The following is a 20,294-nucleotide window of genomic DNA, read 5'->3' as shown; positions in this document are numbered from 1 at the left end:
CATGATGTACAACGCTCAAGGAAAGATGTCCCAGGCCGACGTGCTCGCGCAATATGCGCCGCTCGTGCGTCGCCTCGGGCTGCAGCTCGTCGCGAAGATGCCGGCGAGCGTCGACCTCGACGACCTGATCCAGGCCGGCATGATCGGCCTGATGGACGCGGCCGGCCGCTACAAGGAAGACCAGGGCGCGCAGTTCGAGACCTACGCGACGCAGCGCATCCGCGGCGCGATGCTCGACGAGCTGCGCAGCAACGACTGGCTGCCGCGCAGCCTGCGCAAGACGTCGCGCGAGGTCGAGCACGCGGTGCACCAGGTCGAGCAGCATCTCGGCCGCTCGGCGAGCGAGACCGAGATCGCGCAGCACCTGAACATGCCGCTCGACGAATACCAGGGGATGCTGCAGGACCTGCACGGCAGCCAGCTGATCTACTACGAGGATTTCGACCGCGCGGCCGACGACGAGCCGTTCCTCGACCGCTACCGCGTCGACCACGCGGACCCGCTGTCGGCACTGCTCGACGAGCACCTGCGCGAAGCGCTCGTCGAGGCGATCGAGCGGCTGCCGGAGCGCGAGAAGCTGCTGATGTCGCTGTACTACGAACGGGGTCTGAATCTGCGCGAGATCGGCGCGGTGCTCGAAGTGAGCGAATCGCGCGTATGCCAGCTGCACAGCCAGGCCGTCGCGCGCCTGCGCGCGCGGCTGCGCGAACAGGCGTGGGTCGGCGCGGAATCCTGACCCTTTACCGTTCCTGACGGCCGCGCGCGTCGACGCCGCGCGTTCGGCATCTGCATCCGTGTGCGCATTCCGCGCGCCGATTTGCTACAATCCCCTCCGTTTTCCGAGGAGCGTTGCGACGGACCTCTGCGTCCGCCAGGCTCGGAAAGCTTCACCAAGCAGCCGTGCGGCGCGCGTATCGCGACCGTTGCACCGGCCCCGCTTCCTGAACGGCGCTCACGTCACCAATCTAGAAACTTTTTAGAAAGGAGGGCGTGATGAACGCCATTATCGATTCCAAGGCTTCCAACGATTTCGTCGTCGCCGACATGGCGCTGGCCGGCTGGGGCCGCAAGGAACTGAACATCGCCGAGACCGAAATGCCGGGCCTCGTGCAGATCCGCGACGAATACAAGGCGCAGCAGCCGCTGAAGGGCGCGCGCATCGCGGGTTCGCTGCACATGACGATCCAGACCGGCGTGCTGATCGAGACGCTGAAGGCGCTCGGCGCCGACGTCCGCTGGGCATCGTGCAACATCTTCTCGACGCAGGACCACGCGGCTGCCGCGATCGTCGAAGCCGGCACGCCGGTGTTCGCGTTCAAGGGCGAATCGCTCGACGAATACTGGGAGTTCTCGCACCGCATCTTCGAATGGCCGAACGGCGAATTCGCGAACATGATCCTGGACGACGGCGGCGACGCAACGCTGCTGCTGATCCTCGGCGCGAAGGCCGAGAAGGACCGTTCGGTGATCGCGAAGCCGACCAACGAGGAAGAAGTCGCGCTGTACAAGTCGATCGCGAAGCACCTCGACGCGGACCCGACCTGGTACTCGACGCGCCTCGCGCACATCAAGGGCGTGACCGAAGAAACCACGACCGGCGTGCACCGCCTGTACCAGATGGAAAAGGACGGCCGCCTGCCGTTCCCGGCGTTCAACGTGAACGACTCGGTCACGAAGTCGAAGTTCGACAACCTGTACGGCTGCCGTGAATCGCTGGTCGACGGCATCAAGCGCGCGACCGACGTGATGATCGCGGGCAAGGTCGCGGTCGTCGCGGGCTACGGCGACGTGGGCAAGGGCTGCGCGCAGTCGCTGCGCGGCCTGGGCGCGACCGTGTGGGTCACCGAAATCGATCCGATCTGCGCGCTGCAGGCGGCGATGGAAGGCTACCGCGTCGTGACGATGGAATACGCGGCCGACAAGGCCGACATCTTCGTGACGGCCACCGGCAACTACCACGTGATCAACCACGATCACATGAAGGCGATGCGCCACAACGCGATCGTCTGCAACATCGGCCACTTCGACTCGGAAATCGACGTCGCGTCGACCCGCCAGTACCAGTGGGAAAACATCAAGCCGCAGGTCGACCACATCATCTTCCCGGACGGCAAGCGCGTGATCCTGCTGGCGGAAGGCCGCCTCGTGAACCTCGGCTGCGCGACCGGCCACCCGTCGTTCGTGATGTCGAACTCGTTCGCGAACCAGACGCTCGCGCAGATCGAGCTGTTCGTGCGCGGCAACGAGTACGAGAACAAGGTGTACGTGCTGCCGAAGCATCTCGATGAAAAGGTCGCCCGCCTGCACCTCGCGCGCATCGGCGCGAACCTGTCCGTGCTGTCCGACGAGCAGGCTTCGTACATCGGCGTGCAGAAGGACGGCCCGTTCAAGCCGAACCACTACCGCTACTGATCCGATGCGCCGCCGCCGCGGTGCCGTGCGCGCGTCGCCGACGCGCACCCGGCACCGCGGCACGGCGCGGGATCGCCGGCTGCCGCGGCGCGCCTTCGGGCACCCGCGGCGGCCGGCGGCGGCCACTGATCGTACCGATCGACAACCGAACCGGAGCACTCCATGAGCGTCATCCTCACCTGGGTCATCAACGCGCTCGCGCTGCTGATCATCACGTACCTCGTGCCGTCGATCCACATCAAGAGCTTCGGCACGGCGCTGATCATCGCGGTCGTGCTCGGCCTGATCAACACGGTGATCCGCCCGGTGCTGATCCTGCTGACGCTGCCCGTCACGATCGTCACGCTCGGGGTGTTCATCCTCGTCGTGAACGCGTTGTGCTTCTGGTTCGCGTCGTCGCTGCTGAAGGGCTTCGAGGTGTCGGGGTTCTGGTCCGCGTTCTTCGGTTCGATCCTGTACAGCATCGTGTCGTGGCTGCTGTCCGCACTGATCTTCGGTCAGCGCGACATCGGCTGAGGCCTGAGCCTGTTCCCACCGAATCATGAAACCGATCGAACTCTCGTTTGAATTCTTCCCGCCGAAGACGGCGGAAGGCGTCGAGAAGCTGCGCGCCACGCGTGCGCAACTGATGCCGCTGAAGCCGAAATTCGTCTCCGTGACGTTCGGCGCCGGCGGCTCGACGCAGCAGGGCACGCTCGATACCGTGCTCGACATGCAGAAGGACGGCCTCGAGGCCGCGCCGCACCTGTCGTGCATCGGCTCGTCGCGCGACAGCCTGCGCGCGATCCTCGACCAGTACCGCTCGTACGGCATCCGCCACATCGTCGCGCTGCGCGGCGACCTGCCGTCCGGGATGGGCGCGGTCGGCGAACTGCGTTATGCGTCCGAGCTCGTCAGCTTCATCCGCGCCGAGCATGGCGACTGGTTCCACATCGAGGTCGCCGGCTACCCGGAGTACCACCCGCAATCGCGCTCGCCGAAGGCCGATCTCGAGAATTTCGCGCGCAAGGTGAAAGCCGGCGCGAATTCCGCGATCACGCAGTACTTCTTCAACGCCGACGCGTATTTCCGCTTCGTCGACGATGCGCGCAAGCTGGGCGTGGACGTGCCGATCGTGCCGGGCATCATGCCGATCACGAACTTCTCGCAGCTGATGCGCTTCTCCGAGATGTGCGGTGCCGAAGTGCCGCGCTGGGTGGCGCGCCGGCTCGAGAGCTTCGGCGACGATCGCGAGTCGATCCGCGCGTTCGGCGCGGACGTCGTCACGGGCCTGTGCCAGCGTCTGGTCGACGCGGGCGTGCCCGGGCTGCATTTCTACACGCTGAACACGGCGGCCGCGACGCGGACGATCTGTGAACGGCTCGACGTGTAGGCGCGGTCACGCGACTGCATGCGTGAAAGTGTGCGAAAGCCCCGCCGGTTCTGCCGGCGGGGCTTTTTTTCGAGGGCTGCGGAGCGGGGCCGCGCGCGTCAGCGCTGCGCCTGCATCAGCGGCGGGCGGCGGTCGAACCACGGCCGTGCCTGTTCGAGCTGCCGTGCCAGCCTGAGCAGCAGCGCGTCGTCGGTGTGGCGCGCGGCGAACTGCACGCCGATCGGCAGCCCGCGCGCGTTCCAGTAGAGCGGCACCGACATCGCCGGCTGGCCGGTCAGGTTGAACAGCTCGGTGCAGCCGGCCCACGTGAACGCCTTTTCCGACGACCTCGCGAGCATTTCCTTCAGCAGCGGCTTCACCGGCAGCGCGGCGAGCACCTTCATCTGCGCCGATTCGAACGGCGTCGGCTGCAACTCGCCGATCTTCACCGGCGGCCCGGCGAGCGACGCGCACAGGATCGCGTCGTAGCGCGACACGATGCCGGCGACCTGCACGGTGAGCTGGCGCTGCCATTCGAGCACGTCCGGCAGGCGGGTGCGCGCGAGGCGCCGGCCGACCACGGCCATCGCCCACGTCGCGGCTTCGAATTCGCCGCGCTTCGGCGTGCGGCCGGTCAGCGCGCGTGCGCCGAGCACCATCTCCTCGGCGATCGTCGCCCACAGCGTGAGGAAGGTTTCGGCCGTGCGTGCGTAGTTGACGTTCAGCGTCGCCGGCTCGACGTGGTGGCCGAGCGATTCGAGCAGCGCGGCCGCGTCGTCGAGCGCCGCGCGGGTGTCGTCGGCGAGCGCCGGCGCGAGCATCGGGTCGAGCACGAGGCCGATCCGCAGCGGGCCGGGCGGCGTGTCGAGCTCGCCGAGGAACGTGCCGGGCGCGCCGGCCGGCAAGGTCTGGCCGGTCGTCACGTCGAGCAGCAGCGCGCTGTCGCGCACGCTGCGCGTGACCGCATGCTGGACGACCAGCTCGCCGTTCGACGGCCGGTCGACGAGGACCGGGTTGCGGGTCGGCTTCAGGCCGAACAGCCCGCAGCACGACGCCGGAATGCGGATCGAGCCGCCGCCGTCGGACGCATGCGCGAGCGGCACGATGCCGGCCGCGACGGCCGCGGCCGCGCCGCCGCTCGAGCCGCCGGGCGTGTGGTCGAGATTCCACGGATTGCGGCACGCGCCGAACAGCTCGGGTTCCGTGTACGGCATCTGGCCGATTTCCGACGTGTTGGTCTTGCCGAACACGTTGAGCCCGGCCGCGCGGCTTCGCGCGATCACGGGCGAATCGTCGTCAGGCACGAAATACCGGTAGTGCCGGCTGCCCATCGACAGCGGCAGCCCGGCCACCGCCGCGCCGAGATCCTTGACCAGATACGGCACGCCGGCGAACGGCGCGTCGGCGCCGCCGTCCGGCGCGGCGACCGCACGCTGGCGTGCGGCTTCGTAGTCCTGCAGCACGATCGCGTTGATCGCGCTGTTGACCGCTTCGGCCTGGCCGATCGCGGCGTCGAGCAGTTCGCGCGGGCTCGCCTTGCGTTCGCGTACCAGTGCGGCGAGGCCGATCGCGTCGTGCGCGAGATAGTCCGAGTGCATCGCAGTCACCCCCGTTGTGACGCGTGGCGATGTCGGCAGCATAACGCGGGCCCGCTGCAAGGGGCCCGCTGCCGCCCTTTTTTAGAGGTGCTCGGCGAGGAAGGTCAGCGTGCGGCCGTGTGCGAGCGCCGATGCGCGCTGGTTGTACGACGCGCGATCCGTGCAGTTGAAGCCGTGCTCGGCGCCCGGATAGACGTGGAACGACGCATGGCCGTGGCCGGCGAACGCGGCCTTCACCTGGTCGACGGCCGTGAGCGGGATGCCGTGGTCGTTTTCGGCGTAGTGGAACAGGATCGGCTGCGTGACCTTGCCGGCGAGGTCGAGTGCGTTCTGGATGCCGCCGCCGTAGTAGGCCACGGCCGCGTCGATCTTGCCGGTCGCGGCCGCGCGGTATGCGAGCTGGCCGCCGAAGCAGTAGCCGATCGCGGCGATCTTGCCGGCCACTTCGGGGCGCGCGCGCAACGCATCGGCGGCCGCGCCGATGTCCGCGACCGCGAGGCCCACGTCGGTCTTTTTCATCAGCTCGATGCCCTTGTCGCGATCCGCGCCTTCGTAGGTCAGCTCGACGCGCGGCTGCGTGCGCCAGAACACGTCCGGCGCGAGCGCGACGAAGCCGTCGGACGCGTACTGGTCGGCGACCGCGCGGATGTGCGAGTTCACGCCGAAGATCTCCTGGATGATGATGACGGCAGGGCCTGTGCCGCGCTTGGGCAGCGCGAGATAGCCGCCGAAGCTGTCGTTACCGGTCGGGATGTCGATCCATTGGGCAGTCACGTTCTGAACTCCTGGCGAACGGGGTGCGCGATGCGCGCCCCGGGGGTGAGAGAGGCGGCCTAGTGTGCCACCGATCGTGTGACGGTGCAGGACACGCACCCCGGGGCGAGGGAGGCGGCTTCATGTGCCGCCGATCGTGTATCGGCGCAGGACACGTGCCTGCTTCTCGCGCAGCGATCGTTTCGATCTCGATTATTCATTTTTCGGCGCGGCGCCGCTTCGATAGAGTCGATGTGCCAGCCTTTACAAAGCGCTTTCGCGCATCGTCATCGAAGGATTCGCCATGTCTGCCCGCCTGTTTTCCACGCCCTTTTCCGAACGCTTCGGCCTGCGCGCGCCGCTCGTGCAGGCGCCGATGGTCGGCGCGACCACGGCCGCGATGGTCGCCGCCGCATCGAATGCCGGCGCGCTCGGCAGTCTCGGCGCCGCCGCGTTCGCGCCCGAGCGCATCGCGGCCGAAGTCGAAGCCATCCGCGCGGCGACCGCCCGCCCGTTCGCGATCAACCTGTTCGTGCTGCCGGACGCGACGCCCGACGCGGCGACCGTCGCGCGCGCGCTGGCCGCGATCGACCCGCTGAACGCGGCGCTCGGATTGCCGCCGGGCACCGCGCCCGCGCGCTACGCGCCGGATTTCCGTGCGCAACTCGATGCGCTGGTGGCGCTGCGCGTGCCCGTTGCAAGCTTCACGTTCGGCGTGCTCGACGCGGCCGACGTCGCACGCCTGAAGGCCGCCGGCACCTATGTGATCGGCACGGCGACGCACGTGGCCGAGGGGCTCGCATGGCAGGCGGCCGGCGCCGACGCGTTGTCCGCGCAGGGCGCCGAGGCGGGCGGCCATCGCGGCACGTTCATCGGTTCCGCCGATGACGCGCTGATCGGCACGTTCGCGCTTGTGCCGCAACTGGTCGACGCGACGGGCCTGCCCGTGCTCGCCGCGGGCGGCATCATGGACGGCCGCGGGATTGCGGCCGCGCTTGCGCTCGGCGCGCAGGGCGCGCAGCTCGGAACCGCGTTCCTCACCTGCACGGAAAGCGCGATCGCGGCGGACTGGAAGGCGCGCGTGCTCGCGAGCACCGATACGTCGACGCAGGTCACGCGCGCGATCACCGGCCGCCACGCGCGCGGGCTGCGCAATACGCTGATGGCGCGGCTCGGCGAACGCGTGGCCGACGTCGCGCCGTATCCGGTGCAGAACGCGCTGACGCAGCCGCTGCGCCAGGCCGCCGCGCGCGCGAACGACGGCGACTATCTGTCGCTGTGGGCCGGGCAGGGCGCGCCGCTCGCGCGGCGGCGCGGCGATGCGCTGACGACGTCGCAGCTCGTCGCCGCGCTCGATGCCGAATGGCGTGCGGCGGCTGCCTGAATCGTTCATGCCGGACGACGAAACGCGCGCTGTCACGCGCGTTTCATTCAATGATCCCGGGCACAAAATACCGAATCGAAATGCCCCGGGAATACTTTGAAGCGACCTTTCGGCGAAGCCTCGGGAATTAGCGGAAACCCTTATCCGGCGGGGCTTGCAGCGATATTCGAGTAGTCGTTCCAAAGTGCGCATATCGGTAGTGTTACCACTACCCCAAAAAAGTCCCACAAATTAATTTGATCACCTACACTTGCGCGCAAGTACGGACGGGCGGCCGCTAAAAGCGGCGGTTTTCACGTGCTTGAGGCCAAGTGCATGAACGATGCATCCGGCGAATCGTCCAGTGATTGCAAACACAGGGATGGCAGCGGGGCACCGGGCGATGGCGTTTTTTGGGACCGAACTGGAGACTTACATGAATATCAAGATGCAAAAGCTGTTGCCGATCACCGCCGCAGCGATGCTGTGCGCTGCAGCTGCAAGCAACGCGTCAGCCGATCAAGTCGTCAAGATCGGCCACGTCGCGCCGTTGACGGGCGGCATTGCACACCTGGGCAAGGACAACGAAAACGGCGCGCGTCTCGCCGTCGAGGAAATCAACGCGAAGGGTCTTACGGTCGGCGGCCAGAAGATCACGCTGCAACTCGACCCGCAGGATGACGCGGCCGACCCGCGGCAGGCCACGCAGGTTGCGCAGAAGCTCGTCGACGACAAGGTCGTCGCGGTGGTCGGCCACCTGAACTCGGGCACGTCGATCCCGGCCTCGAAGATCTACAGCGATGCGGGCATCGTGCAGATCTCGCCGTCGGCCACGAACCCGGCCTACACGCAGCAGGGCTTCAAGACCACGTACCGCGTGGTGGCCACCGATGCGCAGCAGGGCCCGGCACTCGCGAACTACGCGCACTCGAAGGGCATCAAGAGCGTGGCGGTGGTCGACGATTCGACCGCCTACGGCCAGGGTCTCGCGAACGAGTTCGAGAAGAAGGCGAAGGCGCTCGGCCTGAAGGTGATGTCGCATGACGCGACGAACGACAAGGCGGTCGACTTCCGCGCGATTCTGACCAAGATCAAGGGCGAGAACCCGGACGCGATCATGTACGGCGGCATGGACGCCACCGGCGGCCCGTTCGCGAAACAGGCGAAGCAGCTCGGCCTGCGCGCGAAGATCTTCGCGGGCGACGGCGTGTGCACGGAAAAGCTGGCCGACCTGGCCGGCGACGCGACCGACAACGTGGTGTGCTCGGAAGCCGGTGCCTCGCTCGAGAAGATGGCGGGCGGCGCGGCGTTCAAGGCGAAGTACGAGAAGCGTTTCGGCCAGCCGATCCAGATCTACGCACCGTTCACGTATGACGCCGTGTACATCATCGTCGACGCGATGAAGCGCGCGAACTCGACGGATCCGGCGAAGATCCTCGCGGCGATGCCGGCGACGAACTACTCGGGCGTGATCGGCACGACGACCTTCGACTCGAAGGGCGACCTGCAGCACGGCGTGATCTCGCTGTACAACTACAAGGGCGGCAAGAAGTCGCTGCTCGACGAAGTGAAGATGTAACGCAACAGGCGGTCAACAGAAGGGGTGAAAACGCGCATGCGGCAACGCATGCGCGTTTTCTTTTTGTTTTCCTTTGGCCGTTCGGCCCGGCGAGCGCCGCACCGTCAGATCTTCAGGTGTGCGAGCACCTTCGGCGCGACCAGCGCGACGAGCGCCGCGCACAGCGCGACGACCGACAGGCCGATCGTCAGGTTCGCGGCCTGCGCGACCGCACCGATCACGACCGGCCCGAACAACAGCCCGAAATACGCGAGCCCCGCCACGTGCGCGAGCCCTTCGGCCGCATGGATGCCCTTCACGCGCGCGGCGGCCGCGAACAGCACGGGCATCATGTTCGCGAGGCCGAGGCCCATCAGCGTGAAGCCGGTCAGCACCGCGACCGGGTTCGGCAGCAGCAGCGCGCCGATCATCCCCGCGCATGCGAGCGACGCGCTCGCGAATACGAGCTGCGGCGCGCCGAAGCGCGCGCGCACGGCGTCGCCCGCGAAGCGCGCGATGGCCATCCCGCCCGAGAATGCCGCATACGCGGCGCTCGCGAGCGCGGGGCTCGCCGCGACGACGTCGCGCATGTAGACCGTCGCCCAGTCGTACATCGCGCCTTCGGCGACCAGTGCGATCAGCGCGATGCCGCCGAGCATCCACAACGCGGGCGAGCGCCAGCGGTTGCCGCCGCCATCCGCGTGTTCGTGGTGCGGCACGTGCGGCAACACGGCCGGGCTGGCGGCCACGAGCACCGCGGCGCTCACGGCTGCCGCGAGCGCGAGATGCGCGACCGGCGCCATGCCGGCCGACAGCAGCGCGCCGCCGGCGGCCGCGCCTGCCATGCCGCCGATGCTGAACATCCCGTGCAGCGACGACATGATCGGCTTGCCGAGCGCGATCTCGACGGCGCTGGCCTCGGCGTTCATCGCGACGTCGAGCGTGGCCATCGAGAAACCGAACAGCGCGAGCACCGCGAGCAGCATCCAGTAGTCGGGCACGACGAGGATCAGCGCCGCGCACGCGGACATCACGAGCCCGCCGGCGAGGCACGCGGTGCGCGAGCCGACGCGGGTGATCCAGCGCGCGATGGTCAGCATCGCGGCGATCGAGCCGCCGGCGACCGCGAACAGCGCGATCGACAGCAGGCCGGGGCTCAGCGCGAACTTGTCGCGCACGGTCGGCACGTGCACGCCCCAGGACGCGTACATCATGCCGGCGACGAAGAACAGCGCCATCGACGCCGTGCGCGCGCGCTGGCGGGCCGGCAGCGGCAGCACGCGATGCGCGTCGGGCGGCGCGGCGAACGGGGACGACGATTCGGGGGAGGAGGATTCGGACACGGAAAGGCTCGTCAAAGGAAATGCGCGGACGCACGCGGCGCCCGTCGGACCCGTCCGATTCTATCGAACCGCTTACGATCCTGCCGGGCGATGGCCGCTTGGCCGATGATCGGGCGGTCGTGGTGCCTGGTATAAGCCGCATTGGCCGTTCGGCCGATGCGCGGCGTAGCGCGCCCGCGGGTAACATCGAAGCGCATGGCGTGCCCGGCGCGCCGCCCTTCGACCGCAGGAGTCCTCTTGAACATCGATCCCGCTCTCGCCCTGCATCTGCTGCACCGCTGCGCGCTCGGCACGCTCGCCACCCATGCGCGCGATCCGCAGGGCTTCCCGTATCCGACGGTCGTTCCGTTTGCACCCGATGCAAGCCATCGTCCGGTGATCCTCGTGAGCGGCCTCGCGGAGCACACGCGCAACCTGGCCGCCGATCCGCGCGCGGGCTTCCTCGTCGTCGACGCGTCCGGCGGCGACGTGCTGAACGCCGAGCGCGCGACGCTGCTCGGCCGGTTCGTGCCGCTCGGCGACGATCCGCACGTCACCGCGCGCTACCTGCGCTACGAGCCGGACGCCGCGCGCTATCTGGCGCTCGGCGATTTCACGTTCTGGGCGCTCGACGTCGAGCGGCTGCGCTATATCGGCGGTTTCGGGCGCATGGGCTGGGTCGACGGCACGCATCTCGATGCGCTGCCGCCGCTCGCCTTCGACGAGGAACAGGCGTTATGGGACGCGTACGACGGCGGCGCGGCGCGCCGCGACGGGCTCGAATTGCTCGGCGTCGATCGTCACGGCGCCGACTGGCGACACGACGGCCGCCGTGTGCGCACGCCGTTCGATACGCCATCGGCCGACGCGGGCGTGTTGCGCGAGCGGCTGATTGCGCGCGCGCGGGATGTGACGTGACGCCGCGGTGCCGGCTTGTCCGCGGTTTGTCCGTTTAGCGTGCGGCGCCGTCCGATTTTCGTAAAACTGTCGTCCGATGAAAGCTTCTATTTTTCCGAATGCAGGGTAATTGCGTATGTTGATAGACCTAATAGCCAATGGCTAATGTCCTAATCTCTGTGTAGGAACGTAAAAATTTGAGAAAAGGCCGCGGCCGGTCAAAATGACACGAGTGAATTTCAATTGATCTCGGTATTTTCATGAATCTCGCTTCTATCAAATCTTTTTTGTGCTAATCTCTGCCTTCGAAAATCCGAGGCACATATATTTCATGAATGGTGAGCTGGCTGCAGACCGGCGCCATTAGTCAGATAGAAAGGGAAACTATGTCTTCTTACAAGGACCTGCTGGCCCAGCGGGAGAAGCTGGAGAAGCAAATCGAAGAAGCGAAGTCGCGTGAATACGCTGAAGTGCTGAATGACGTGAAGCAGAAAATTGCCGACTACGGCTTTTCGCTCGCCGAACTCGGTCTCAGCCGCGCGAAGGCAGGCAAGGTTGGCCGTCCGCGCGCTGGCGTCGCCGCGAAATACCGCGATCCGGAAACGGGCGCGACGTGGTCGGGCCGCGGCAAGCCGCCGCGCTGGATCGCGGGCAAGAACCGCGAACAGTTTGCGATTTAAACGTCTGTTTAAGTCACCTGCGCTTCAAAAGAGCCGCGTGTCCGTTCAGGAGCGCGGCTTTTTTGTTTTCAGCAGCCGCCGCGCGCATGGCGTTGTCATGGAAATGTAATAATCGAGGGTGCGAATGGGAATACGACCTGTTCGCATAAGCGATTGATTTGAATAAGAAATTTACGGGTATTGGCGGGATTCGCGGGGCGCCCTTGATAGAATTGGGTACCGCACACCGATATCTCATATTTCATGTCCACGTTTTCCGGCGACGCGCAGAGCGCAGATAAGCACGCGGTTGCACGCAAGAGCACGTTCGTCAGTATTGTGCTGAATGTCGTGCTTGCGACATTTCAGATCGTCGTCGGCACGATTGCGCATTCGCAAGCATTGATTGCCGACGGGGTGCATTCGATTTCCGATTTGATCTCGGATTTTGTCGTGCTGGTTGCGAATCGGCATAGCGGCGCATCGCCGGACGCCGACCACAATTACGGGCACAGCCGCTATGAGACCGTCGCGTCGCTGTTTCTCGGCGCAATCCTGATTGCAGTCGGCGTCGGCATGCTGTGGCGGGCCGGCGACCGTCTAGTTAATCTCGAAAACATTCCGGCGGTACATTTTTCCGCGCTGGTCGTCGCGCTGACGGTGCTCGTGTCGAAAGAGGCGCTGTTTCGCTACATGCTGCGCGAAGCGCGGCGCGTGCGCTCGGCGATGCTCGTCGCGAACGCGTGGCATGCGCGTTCGGATGCCGCCTCGTCGCTCGTCGTCGCGATCGGCATCGTCGGCAGCCTGGCCGGCGTGCGGCTGCTCGATCCGATCGCGGCGGCGATCGTCGGCTTCATGGTCGCGCGCATGGGCTGGACGTTCGGCTATGACGCGTTGCAGGATCTCTCCGACCGCGCGCTCGACACTACCGATACGGCCGAGATCCGCGCGCTGCTCGCCGCGACGCCGGGCGTGCGCGACGTGCACGACCTGCGCACGCGCAAGATGGGCGATGCGGCGCTCGTCGACGCGCACATCCTCGTCGATCCGATGATCTCCGTCTCCGAAGGGCATTACATCGCGGAAACCGCACGTGCACGCGTGCTGCGCGACCCGCGCGTGCTCGACGCGCTGATCCACGTCGACCCCGAGAACGACGCGGCGCGCCGTCCGGCGCTCGCGCTGCCGCCGCGCGGCGAGATCGCGGCGCGGCTCGAGGCCGCGCTCGCGCAGCGCGGGCTGCATGCTGCGGCGATCAACCTGCATTACCTGAGCACGGGGCTCGAGATCGACGTGACGCTTGCGTGCGATCCGCACGACACCGATGCGGCGCTGGCCGGCCGGCTCGACGCCGACGCGCTGAAGCGCGAGTTCGGCGCGCGCCGGATCGGCTTCACGCGCACGATGCCCGCGCAGGCGTGACCTGCCGCCGGCGGGCCGTGCGCGTGACAGCCGTTACAGCGGCAGCTGCGTGTCGAACTTGATCTCGCGCAGCACGACACTCGTGCGCACTTGCGACACGGCGGGGATCTTGAAGATGCGTTCGTGCAGGAACACGTCGTAGGCCTTGATGTCCGGCGCGACGATCTTGAGGATGTAATCGGCCTCGCCGGTCGTGCTGTAGCACTCGGTGACTTCCGGGCAGGTCGCGATCTCGCGCTCGAACTGCTCGACGCCGCCTTCGTTGTGGCGGGTCAGGTGCACGTGCGCGAGCGCGCAGACGTGCAGGCCGAGCTTCTCGCGATCGAGCAGCGCCGTGTAGCGCTGGATCACGCCCGACTGTTCCATGTCCTTGATGCGGCGCCAGCACGGCGTGCTCGACAGGCCGACCTGGTCGGAAATTTCCTGAACGGAACGGCGCGCGTCGAGCTGCAACAGGCGAAGGATTTTTTGCGAAAAGGAATCGAGCGTCACCTGCGCCTCCATGCGGCAGCAACAACATGCTGAATGTTAGAGGGCCGGGAAAGGAAAGGCAATCTGGCGTCGCGTTGCTGAGCGAGATTCGCTAATTTGCTCGCGGATCCGTGGGGTTTTGTCCCGCCCCCGCGTTTTCCGACCGATCGGTGTCCGATACCGCGAGGCCAGCGAGCGCGGCCTGCTGGCGGCGCAGGTCGGCGAGCATGTTGCAGAACAGCGCGCCTTGCTCGATCGCGTCGTCGAGCGCGACGTGCGTGTGCGGATGGTCGTCGAACCAGTGCTTCGGAAAACGCGGCTTGATCGCCTTGCGGTACGGCAGGCCCGTCATCGCGAACGCGAGCGTCTTGATGTCGAGCGCCGACCACGAGAACGGGCAGCGCCCGGCGAAGCGCATCATGTACCAGAACATGAACGTGAAGTCGAAGCCGGCCGGCATCGCGACGAACACCGGCTTGCCGGGCAGCGCCTCGACCCAGTCGACGTACGCGACGAGCGCCGCCTCGGGCGCCTGCAGGTCGCGGCGGCACGCGGCCCATGCTTCTGGCTCGGTCTTCCACCACGCTTCCTGCACCGGGTGCGCCTGCGCGCCCGGCAGCGTCTCGAGGTTGGCCGAGAAGGTCGCGATCAGCTGCTTGTCCTCGGTATAGGCGGCCGACGCGAAGCTCAGCATCGAGTGCGGGCCGGGGATCGGGCCGTCGGCCTCGACGTCGGTGCTGACGTAGATTTCCGGGATGGCGGTCTGGTTCATCCGAATGCCTTGTCGGACACGAACGGGTTCGTGCGGCGCTCGTCGCCGAACGTCGACACCGGGCCGTGGCCCGGCACGAACGTCACGTCGTCGCCGAGCGGCCACAGCTTCTCCTTGATCGAGCGGACGAGATCCTCGTGATTGCCGCGCGGGAAATCGGTGCGGCCGATCGAGCCGGCGAACAGCACGTCGCCGACGATCGCGACGCGATGCGCGCGGCTGAAGAACACGACGTGGCCGGGCGTATGGCCCGGGCAGTGATAGACCTCGAGCGTCTCGTCGCCGAACTGCACGGTGTCGCCGTCGTTCAGCCAGTGATCCGGCTCGAAGGTTTCGGCGGCCGGAAAGCCGAAGCGCTCGCTCTGCATCGGCAGCTTCTCGATCCAGAAGCGCTCTTCTTCCTGCGGCCCTTCGATCGGCACGCCGTAGTGCGTCGCGAGCGTCTTCGCGCCCGCGCAGTGATCGATGTGCCCGTGCGTGAGCAGCACCTTCTCGACCTGCACGTTCTGCCGCGCGACTTCCTGCTGGATCCGGTCGAGGTCGCCGCCCGGATCGACGACGGCGGCGCGGCCCGTCTTCTCGCAGACGAGCAGCGAGCAGTTCTGCTGGAACGGCGTGACCGGAATGAGCGTGACTTTCATGGAGGCACCGGCGGCTAAAAGGAGCGATTGTACCGGTCGCGCGTGCCGCTTGCCGGCCGCGCGACGCGCGTCGCGGTGCGCGCCTCCGGGCATTCCCGGAGCATGTCGATTGTTACAGCCATAGTGAGAATCAATGGTCCGCCGGCGGTGCTTTTCAGGACAGCGTTTTGATTTATGTATAATGCGCTCCATTGCGCGTGAGTTTCACGCCATTCGCTGGTGTTTCGGCCCCGTTAAAAAGGGGTGTCGGAAGCACCGTCAAGCATCAGCCGCCGGGGAGTCCGGCGGTGTATCCAGCACCGAGCATTCGGTGCTCACGTCTTGTCCGGCCGGGTGCTGCGCGCCCGCCTGCGGCCCTGCTGCCGCGCCGCCGGATGAGGCCTGTGCCGCCGTTCCTGTGCGTTGGTCGTTTCGACGCGCGCGAACGTGAAAGCCATGTTCGATGGCGGCATGTGGGGTCTGGTCAGGCTGTTGGGGACAGGTTGCGCCAGACGTGAAAGCTAATCAGGACGGTTGCGGCATAGACGAAAGCCGCGCCCATGCTAGCCGCCTGCTCGCATCCGAGCGGGGCGTGCACGCATTTGCCGTCCGGGCCGCGTGTCCGCGCTGTGAAGCGGCGTGACGAAGGAGCGGCCCGAACCAGAAGGCGACACGTCGATGAACGTACGATTTCCGACTCGTTTCGGGACCATTGCATTATTTTTCGCGTTGACGGGCTGCGCGGTGCCACCCAGCCAGACCACCGGAAGCGCGAACCAGAAGAACGCGGTCGACAAGACCGCCGGTGCCGCGAAGGCGGACAACGACAAGCAGCAACTGAATTTCGATTCCGCACTGGCGTCGATGCCGGCTGCCGACGCCAAGGACGCGAAGAAGTCGTCGCTGGCGGACGCCGAGCCGATCGACGGCAAGGATGTGTCCGACTTCCGCCAGACGGGCCGTGCATCGTGGTACGGGCGGGATTTCCACGGCCGCCGCACCGCGAACGGCGAGCGCTTCAACATGAACGCGCTCACCGCCGCGCACCGCACGCTGCCGCTGTCGTCGTACATCAAGGTGACGAACGCGTCGTCCGGCAAGTGGGTCGTCGTGAAGGTCAACGATCGCGGGCCGTTCAAGCGCGGCCGTGTGCTCGACCTGTCGTATGCCGCTGCCAAGATGATCGGCCTCGTGCACGCCGGCACGGGCCGCGTGAAGATCGAGGGGCTGTCGCCGCAGGAAGCGCGCGAGGCACGCGACGAAATGCTCGCGTCGGTCTCGACGAAGTAACGCGGCGGATCGACCGCTCATGCAAAAGGGCTGCCCGAGGGCAGCCCTTTGTCTTTCCTGCCCGGCGCGACGTCGGCACCGGTTTCCCGGTGCCGGCCGGCTGGCACGTCAGCTTTCATCCTTCAGCGCGAGCGCACGCGCATACAGCGTGTTGCGCGACGCGCCCGTCAGCGCGGCCGCGAGCTTCGCCGCGCTCTTCACCGGCACCTCTTCCAGCAGCAGCCTGAGCAGCGCGTCGTGCGCGGTGTCGTCGGCTTCGCCGCTCGTCGCCGGCGCGCCTTCGACGACCAGCACGAATTCGCCGCGCTGCCGGTTGGCATCGCCGGCGAGCCACGTCTGTCCTTCGGCCAGGGTGCCCTGGAACAGCTGCTCGTGTAGCTTGGTGAGCTCGCGCGCGATCAGCAGCCGGCGCGCGGGGCCGAACGCATCGGCGAGCGCGGCGACGGTTTCGGCGATCCGGTGCGGCGCTTCGTAGAACACCAGCGCATACGGGTGCGATACCAGCGCCTGCAGCGCGGTCGCGCGCTGCCTGGCCTTCGGCGGCAGGAAGCCCGCGAACGTGAACGCGCCGGCCCAGTCGCCGGCCACGCTCAGCGCGGTCACCGCCGCGCTCGCGCCCGGCAGCGGGATCACCGCGAAGCCGGCGGCGCGCACCGCGTCGACGAGCCGCGCGCCGGGGTCCGAGATGCCGGGCGTGCCGGCGTCCGATACGTAGGCCACGCGTTCGCCGCCGCGCAGCAGTTCGATCACGCGCTGCGCGGCTTCGCGTTCGTTGTGCTCGTGCACGGCGAGGAGCGGCTTCGACATCCCGTAGCGGGCGAGCAGCTGGCCCGTGTTGCGGGTGTCTTCGGCCGCGATGCGGTCGGCGAGGCCGAGCACGTGCAGCGCGCGCAGCGTGATGTCGGCGGTGTTGCCGATCGGCGTGGCGACCACGTAGAGCGCGGCTTCCGGGTAGTGCTGCGTTTGCGCGAGTTCGAGGAGGGCAGTCATGGCAGGCAATGCGCGCAATCGCGGCGCAAGCGGAACAAGGACGGCATTGTGCCACGCGGCGCCGGCGCGGCCGGGCGACGGGCGCGGTTTGCCGCGCGCGGGCGACAACTTTTCCGGCGCGGCGCGATCCAGGCCGGTCGGCGCGGCGTTCGAGCAGCGTGCACGGCAGTTTCTCGAACGCCGCGGCCTCGTGTTCGTCGCGGCGAACGTGACGATGCGCGGCGGCGAGCTCGATCTCGTGATGCGCGAGGCCGACGGCATGCTCGTGTTCGTCGAGGTGCGCGCGCGGCGCAGCGTCCGGCATGGCGGCGCGGCCGCGAGCGTCGGCTGGCGCAAGCGGCGGCGCCTGGTGGCGGCCGCGCTCCAGTTCTGGGCGCGCCACGGCGCCGGTGCCGCGTGCCGCTTCGACGTCGTCGCGTTCGAGGCCGGGCGGCTCGAGTGGCTGCGCGACGCATTTCGTGCCGACGATGCCTAGCCGCGAGCTGTGACGAGATGTAAAGAGTTCTTGCCGGACCCCCGGAGAGCGTGCCGGAGTACGGTAAACTCGCCGCACCCACGATGTCGCGCGATGCGTGCCGCGCGCCCAGTTCACCAGGAATCGATGTCAGTCGAACGTATTCAGCAACATTTCCGCGACAGCGCCGCGCTTCACGCCGAAGCGGCCGATGCACTGTCGCTGCCGATCGCAGCCGCGGTCGATGCGATGTTCGCCGCGCTGGCGAACGGCAACAAGATCGTCGCGTGTGGTGACGGCCCGTCGGCCGCCGCCGCGCACTACCTCGCCGTGTCGCTCGTCGGCGGCTTCGAGCGCGAGCGTCCGGGCCTGCCCGCGATCGCGCTGGCCACCGATGCGTCGCAGGGCGGCCTCGCGGGTGCGGTGTCCGCCGAGCAACTGTTCGCCCAGCAGGTGCGCGTGCTCGGCCAGACCGGCGACATCCTGCTGGTGCTCGATCCGGGCGGCGCGTCGCCGCGCGTGCTGGCGGCGATCGACGAAGCGCACGAGCGCGAGATGACCGTCGTCGCGCTGACGGGCGGCGACGGCCATGCAGTCGCGGCCGCGCTGTCCGACACCGATATTCCGATCAACGTGCCCGCCATTCGTGCGGCGCGCGTCCACGAAGTCCATCTGCTGACCATCCACTGCCTGTGCGACGGCATCGACGCGATGCTGCTGGGTGAGGATTGAACGAAGGAGAGCCGTCGATGAATCAAAGCCGCGTCAAACAGACGCTCGTCAGAACCACGCTGCTCGCCGCGCTGACGGCGGGTCTCGCCGTGTCGCTGCAGGGTTGTGTGCTCGGGATCGTCGGCGCAGCGGCCGGCGGCGGCGCGCTGGTCGCGACCGACCGCCGTACGCTCGGCGCGCAGACGGAGGACCGGGAGATCCAGGTCAAGTCGCTCACGCAGATCAACAACGGGCTGCCCGACCAGTCGCACGTGAACGTCACGGTGTTCAACCGCCGCGTGCTGCTGACGGGCGAGGTGCCGAACGATGCATCGAAGCAGCGCGCCGAGGAAATCGTGCGCGGCATCAACAACGTGAACGGCATCGTCAACGAGCTGTCGGTCGAGCCGGCGTCGTCGCTGTCGTCGCGCGCCAACGACTCGTACCTCGAGGGGCGCGTGAAGTCCGAGCTGATCGCGACGAAGGGCATCTCGGCGAACTACTACAAGGTGGTCAGCGAACGCGGCAACCTTTACCTGATGGGGCTCGTGACGGTCGACGAGGGCAATCGCGGCGCGGAAGCCGCCAGCCAGGTGCCCGGCGTCGAGAAAGTCGTGAAGGTGTTCCAGTACGTGAAGCCGCAGGACGCGCAGGCGCTGCAGGCGGCGTCGCCCGCGAGCGGCGCGTCCGGTGCGCAGGCCGCCGCGCCGGCGGATACCGCGACGGTGGGCGCCGTGCCCGACGCGTCGGTGCAGTCCACGCCGCTGCAGCCGCCCGCGCCGATCTCGAATTCGTCGAGCGTGCACCCGGGCAACCCGAAGGCACCGTCGCAATGAAGAGCACGCAGATGAAGCAATTGAAACAGTGGATGATGCAGGGCGCCGCAGCCGCGGCGCTCGTGGCGGGCGCGCTGGGCGCCGCGCACGCGGATGTCGGCGACGGCCTGAAGGTGGCGCGCGGCAATGCGTGCATGGGCTGCCACGCGGTCGATCGCAAGCTCGTCGGCCCGTCGTTCAAGGAAGTCGCCGCCCGCTACAAGGCCGATCCGCAGGCCGTGGCAAAGCTGTCGAAGAAGGTGAAGGAGGGCGGCTCCGGCGTCTGGGGCGCGATTCCGATGCCGGCGCATCCGCGCATGAGCGACGCCGACGCGCGTTCGGTGGTCGAATGGGTACTGGCTGGTGCGCCGTCAAAGTAATGCTTCAGGGGTGACTCAACCCCTATTGCCAAGTGCAGAAATGCGTGTGTATGATGGTCGACTGTTGGGGCGGTAGCTCAGCTGGGAGAGCGTCGCGTTCGCAATGCGAAGGTCGGGAGTTCGATCCTCCTCCGCTCCACCAACGGAATTCCTAGCATCACCAAAGTTATCCTTCCGTGTACAAAGCGTGGCCTTATGGCTTCGCTGACAAAGAGCCGGCCCTGAGCCGGCTTTTTGCTTTTCTGCTCGACGTCAGCGAGCACGCACGTGACTCTGTTGCCGTGCGCCCACCTGCCGAAGTGGCTTGGCCGGCGGTCGTCCGCGCGGACGAAATGCCGGCGCCTTATCCGCTACCGGCGGAATTCGGTCAATTTTAGTCAGATTGTGTCGACAAACTGCATAGATGTTCATCGGGCACCGAATCGCTCCTGCAAATTTGATATCCTCACTGTCACA

General features: G+C 67.2%; 21 protein-coding genes, 1 tRNA gene and 1 riboswitch. Of the genes, 15 read left to right on the top strand and 7 right to left on the bottom strand.

Features of this window, described 5'->3' with window-relative positions; all coding sequences use genetic code 11:
• Position 1: 1 nt before the first annotated feature.
• The 4 genes from ACTJLD_RS23045 to metF all read left to right on the top strand — a co-directional run bounded on the left by ACTJLD_RS23045 (position 2) and on the right by metF (position 3,784).
• Positions 2–736 (top strand): RNA polymerase sigma factor FliA, encoded by a 735-nt coding sequence (locus ACTJLD_RS23045; protein ID WP_006484033.1) that lies wholly within the window; start codon positions 2–4, stop codon positions 734–736.
• A gap of 99 nt (positions 737–835) precedes the next feature.
• A riboswitch (S-adenosyl-L-homocysteine riboswitch) is annotated at positions 836–961 on the top strand.
• Positions 962–993: 32 nt separating this feature from the next.
• Positions 994–2,412, top strand: coding sequence for an adenosylhomocysteinase (gene ahcY, locus ACTJLD_RS23040; RefSeq protein ID WP_027788633.1), 1,419 nt, complete (start codon positions 994–996; stop codon positions 2,410–2,412).
• 162 nt (positions 2,413–2,574) lie between these two features.
• Complete coding sequence (locus ACTJLD_RS23035; RefSeq protein WP_006477367.1) at positions 2,575–2,928, top strand: phage holin family protein; 354 nt, start codon at positions 2,575–2,577, stop codon at positions 2,926–2,928.
• A 25-nt stretch (positions 2,929–2,953) separates the two neighbouring features.
• On the top strand, positions 2,954–3,784 hold the full coding sequence (metF, locus tag ACTJLD_RS23030) for a methylenetetrahydrofolate reductase [NAD(P)H] (protein WP_021164275.1): 831 nt from the start codon (positions 2,954–2,956) through the stop codon (positions 3,782–3,784).
• Between the two features lie 98 nt (positions 3,785–3,882).
• Here the strand turns inward: metF and ACTJLD_RS23025 are convergent, their stop codons facing one another.
• Entirely contained in the window at positions 3,883–5,361 is a 1,479-nt protein-coding gene (locus ACTJLD_RS23025; RefSeq protein WP_060174992.1) for an amidase, read from the bottom strand.
• An 81-nt stretch (positions 5,362–5,442) separates the two neighbouring features.
• Complete coding sequence (locus tag ACTJLD_RS23020) at positions 5,443–6,135, bottom strand: dienelactone hydrolase family protein (protein WP_027788631.1); 693 nt, start codon at positions 6,133–6,135, stop codon at positions 5,443–5,445.
• A 283-nt stretch (positions 6,136–6,418) separates the two neighbouring features.
• Here ACTJLD_RS23020 and ACTJLD_RS23015 point away from each other — a divergent pair, with 283 nt between their 5' ends.
• Together ACTJLD_RS23015 and ACTJLD_RS23010 are read left to right on the top strand one after the other, a co-directional pair.
• A complete protein-coding gene (locus ACTJLD_RS23015; protein WP_440659744.1) occupies positions 6,419–7,498 on the top strand; it encodes an NAD(P)H-dependent flavin oxidoreductase in 1,080 nt (359 codons plus the stop codon).
• Positions 7,499–7,913: 415 nt separating this feature from the next.
• On the top strand, positions 7,914–9,056 hold the full coding sequence (locus tag ACTJLD_RS23010) for a branched-chain amino acid ABC transporter substrate-binding protein (RefSeq protein WP_027788629.1): 1,143 nt from the start codon (positions 7,914–7,916) through the stop codon (positions 9,054–9,056).
• Positions 9,057–9,160: 104 nt separating this feature from the next.
• Here the strand turns inward: ACTJLD_RS23010 and ACTJLD_RS23005 are convergent, their stop codons facing one another.
• The gene (locus ACTJLD_RS23005) at positions 9,161–10,378 is read right to left on the bottom strand and encodes an MFS transporter (RefSeq protein WP_440659743.1); all 1,218 of its coding nucleotides are present in this window, start codon (positions 10,376–10,378) and stop codon (positions 9,161–9,163) included.
• A gap of 237 nt (positions 10,379–10,615) precedes the next feature.
• Here ACTJLD_RS23005 and ACTJLD_RS23000 point away from each other — a divergent pair, with 237 nt between their 5' ends.
• The 3 genes from ACTJLD_RS23000 (at position 10,616) to ACTJLD_RS22990 (ending at position 13,335) form a co-directional block, all read left to right on the top strand.
• Positions 10,616–11,275: a HugZ family protein gene (locus tag ACTJLD_RS23000; protein WP_440659742.1), complete on the top strand. Its 660-nt coding sequence runs from the start codon at positions 10,616–10,618 to the stop codon at positions 11,273–11,275.
• Between the two features lie 365 nt (positions 11,276–11,640).
• On the top strand, positions 11,641–11,934 hold the full coding sequence (locus ACTJLD_RS22995) for an H-NS histone family protein (protein WP_006491875.1): 294 nt from the start codon (positions 11,641–11,643) through the stop codon (positions 11,932–11,934).
• Positions 11,935–12,177: 243 nt separating this feature from the next.
• The gene (locus tag ACTJLD_RS22990) at positions 12,178–13,335 is read left to right on the top strand and encodes a cation diffusion facilitator family transporter (protein WP_027788626.1); all 1,158 of its coding nucleotides are present in this window, start codon (positions 12,178–12,180) and stop codon (positions 13,333–13,335) included.
• A gap of 33 nt (positions 13,336–13,368) precedes the next feature.
• Here the strand turns inward: ACTJLD_RS22990 and ACTJLD_RS22985 are convergent, their stop codons facing one another.
• From ACTJLD_RS22985 to ACTJLD_RS22975, 3 genes are all read right to left on the bottom strand, one after another.
• On the bottom strand, positions 13,369–13,839 hold the full coding sequence (locus ACTJLD_RS22985) for an Lrp/AsnC family transcriptional regulator (protein WP_006477376.1): 471 nt from the start codon (positions 13,837–13,839) through the stop codon (positions 13,369–13,371).
• Between the two features lie 79 nt (positions 13,840–13,918).
• Positions 13,919–14,578: an exonuclease gene (locus ACTJLD_RS22980; protein ID WP_027788625.1), complete on the bottom strand. Its 660-nt coding sequence runs from the start codon at positions 14,576–14,578 to the stop codon at positions 13,919–13,921.
• Positions 14,575–15,219 (bottom strand): MBL fold metallo-hydrolase, encoded by a 645-nt coding sequence (locus tag ACTJLD_RS22975; RefSeq protein WP_027788624.1) that lies wholly within the window; start codon positions 15,217–15,219, stop codon positions 14,575–14,577. Before ACTJLD_RS22975 ends, ACTJLD_RS22980 begins: the two co-directional genes overlap by 4 nt.
• 657 nt (positions 15,220–15,876) lie before the next feature.
• On the opposite strand from ACTJLD_RS22975, the gene ACTJLD_RS22970 reads away from it, so the two are divergent.
• Positions 15,877–16,488 carry a septal ring lytic transglycosylase RlpA family protein gene (locus tag ACTJLD_RS22970; protein WP_027788623.1) on the top strand — a complete coding sequence of 204 codons (612 nt, stop codon included), beginning with the start codon at positions 15,877–15,879 and terminating at the stop codon, positions 16,486–16,488.
• Positions 16,489–16,596: 108 nt separating this feature from the next.
• On the opposite strand, the gene rsmI is transcribed toward ACTJLD_RS22970, so the two are convergent.
• Positions 16,597–17,478 carry a 16S rRNA (cytidine(1402)-2'-O)-methyltransferase gene (gene rsmI, locus ACTJLD_RS22965; RefSeq protein WP_027788622.1) on the bottom strand — a complete coding sequence of 294 codons (882 nt, stop codon included), beginning with the start codon at positions 17,476–17,478 and terminating at the stop codon, positions 16,597–16,599.
• Between the two features lie 46 nt (positions 17,479–17,524).
• On the opposite strand from rsmI, the gene ACTJLD_RS22960 reads away from it, so the two are divergent.
• The 5 genes from ACTJLD_RS22960 to ACTJLD_RS22940 all read left to right on the top strand — a co-directional run bounded on the left by ACTJLD_RS22960 (position 17,525) and on the right by ACTJLD_RS22940 (position 19,980).
• Entirely contained in the window at positions 17,525–17,953 is a 429-nt protein-coding gene (locus ACTJLD_RS22960; protein ID WP_185734092.1) for a YraN family protein, read from the top strand.
• A 126-nt stretch (positions 17,954–18,079) separates the two neighbouring features.
• Positions 18,080–18,664 carry an SIS domain-containing protein gene (locus ACTJLD_RS22955; RefSeq protein WP_060175016.1) on the top strand — a complete coding sequence of 195 codons (585 nt, stop codon included), beginning with the start codon at positions 18,080–18,082 and terminating at the stop codon, positions 18,662–18,664.
• Between the two features lie 17 nt (positions 18,665–18,681).
• A complete protein-coding gene (locus ACTJLD_RS22950) occupies positions 18,682–19,479 on the top strand; it encodes a BON domain-containing protein (RefSeq protein ID WP_027788619.1) in 798 nt (265 codons plus the stop codon).
• Positions 19,476–19,838: a c-type cytochrome gene (locus ACTJLD_RS22945; RefSeq protein WP_440659741.1), complete on the top strand. Its 363-nt coding sequence runs from the start codon at positions 19,476–19,478 to the stop codon at positions 19,836–19,838. The genes ACTJLD_RS22950 and ACTJLD_RS22945 overlap by 4 nt, the downstream gene beginning before the upstream one ends.
• 66 nt (positions 19,839–19,904) lie before the next feature.
• Positions 19,905–19,980: transfer RNA gene (locus tag ACTJLD_RS22940), tRNA-Ala, on the top strand.
• Positions 19,981–20,294: the final 314 nt, after the last annotated feature.

It is taken from the genome of Burkholderia sp. 22088 (assembly GCF_052045915.1).
GTDB classification, from domain to species: domain Bacteria; phylum Pseudomonadota; class Gammaproteobacteria; order Burkholderiales; family Burkholderiaceae; genus Burkholderia; species Burkholderia cepacia.
The sequence above is the reverse complement of the archived record's forward strand: the minus strand, read 5'-3'. Positions and strand labels throughout refer to the sequence as shown.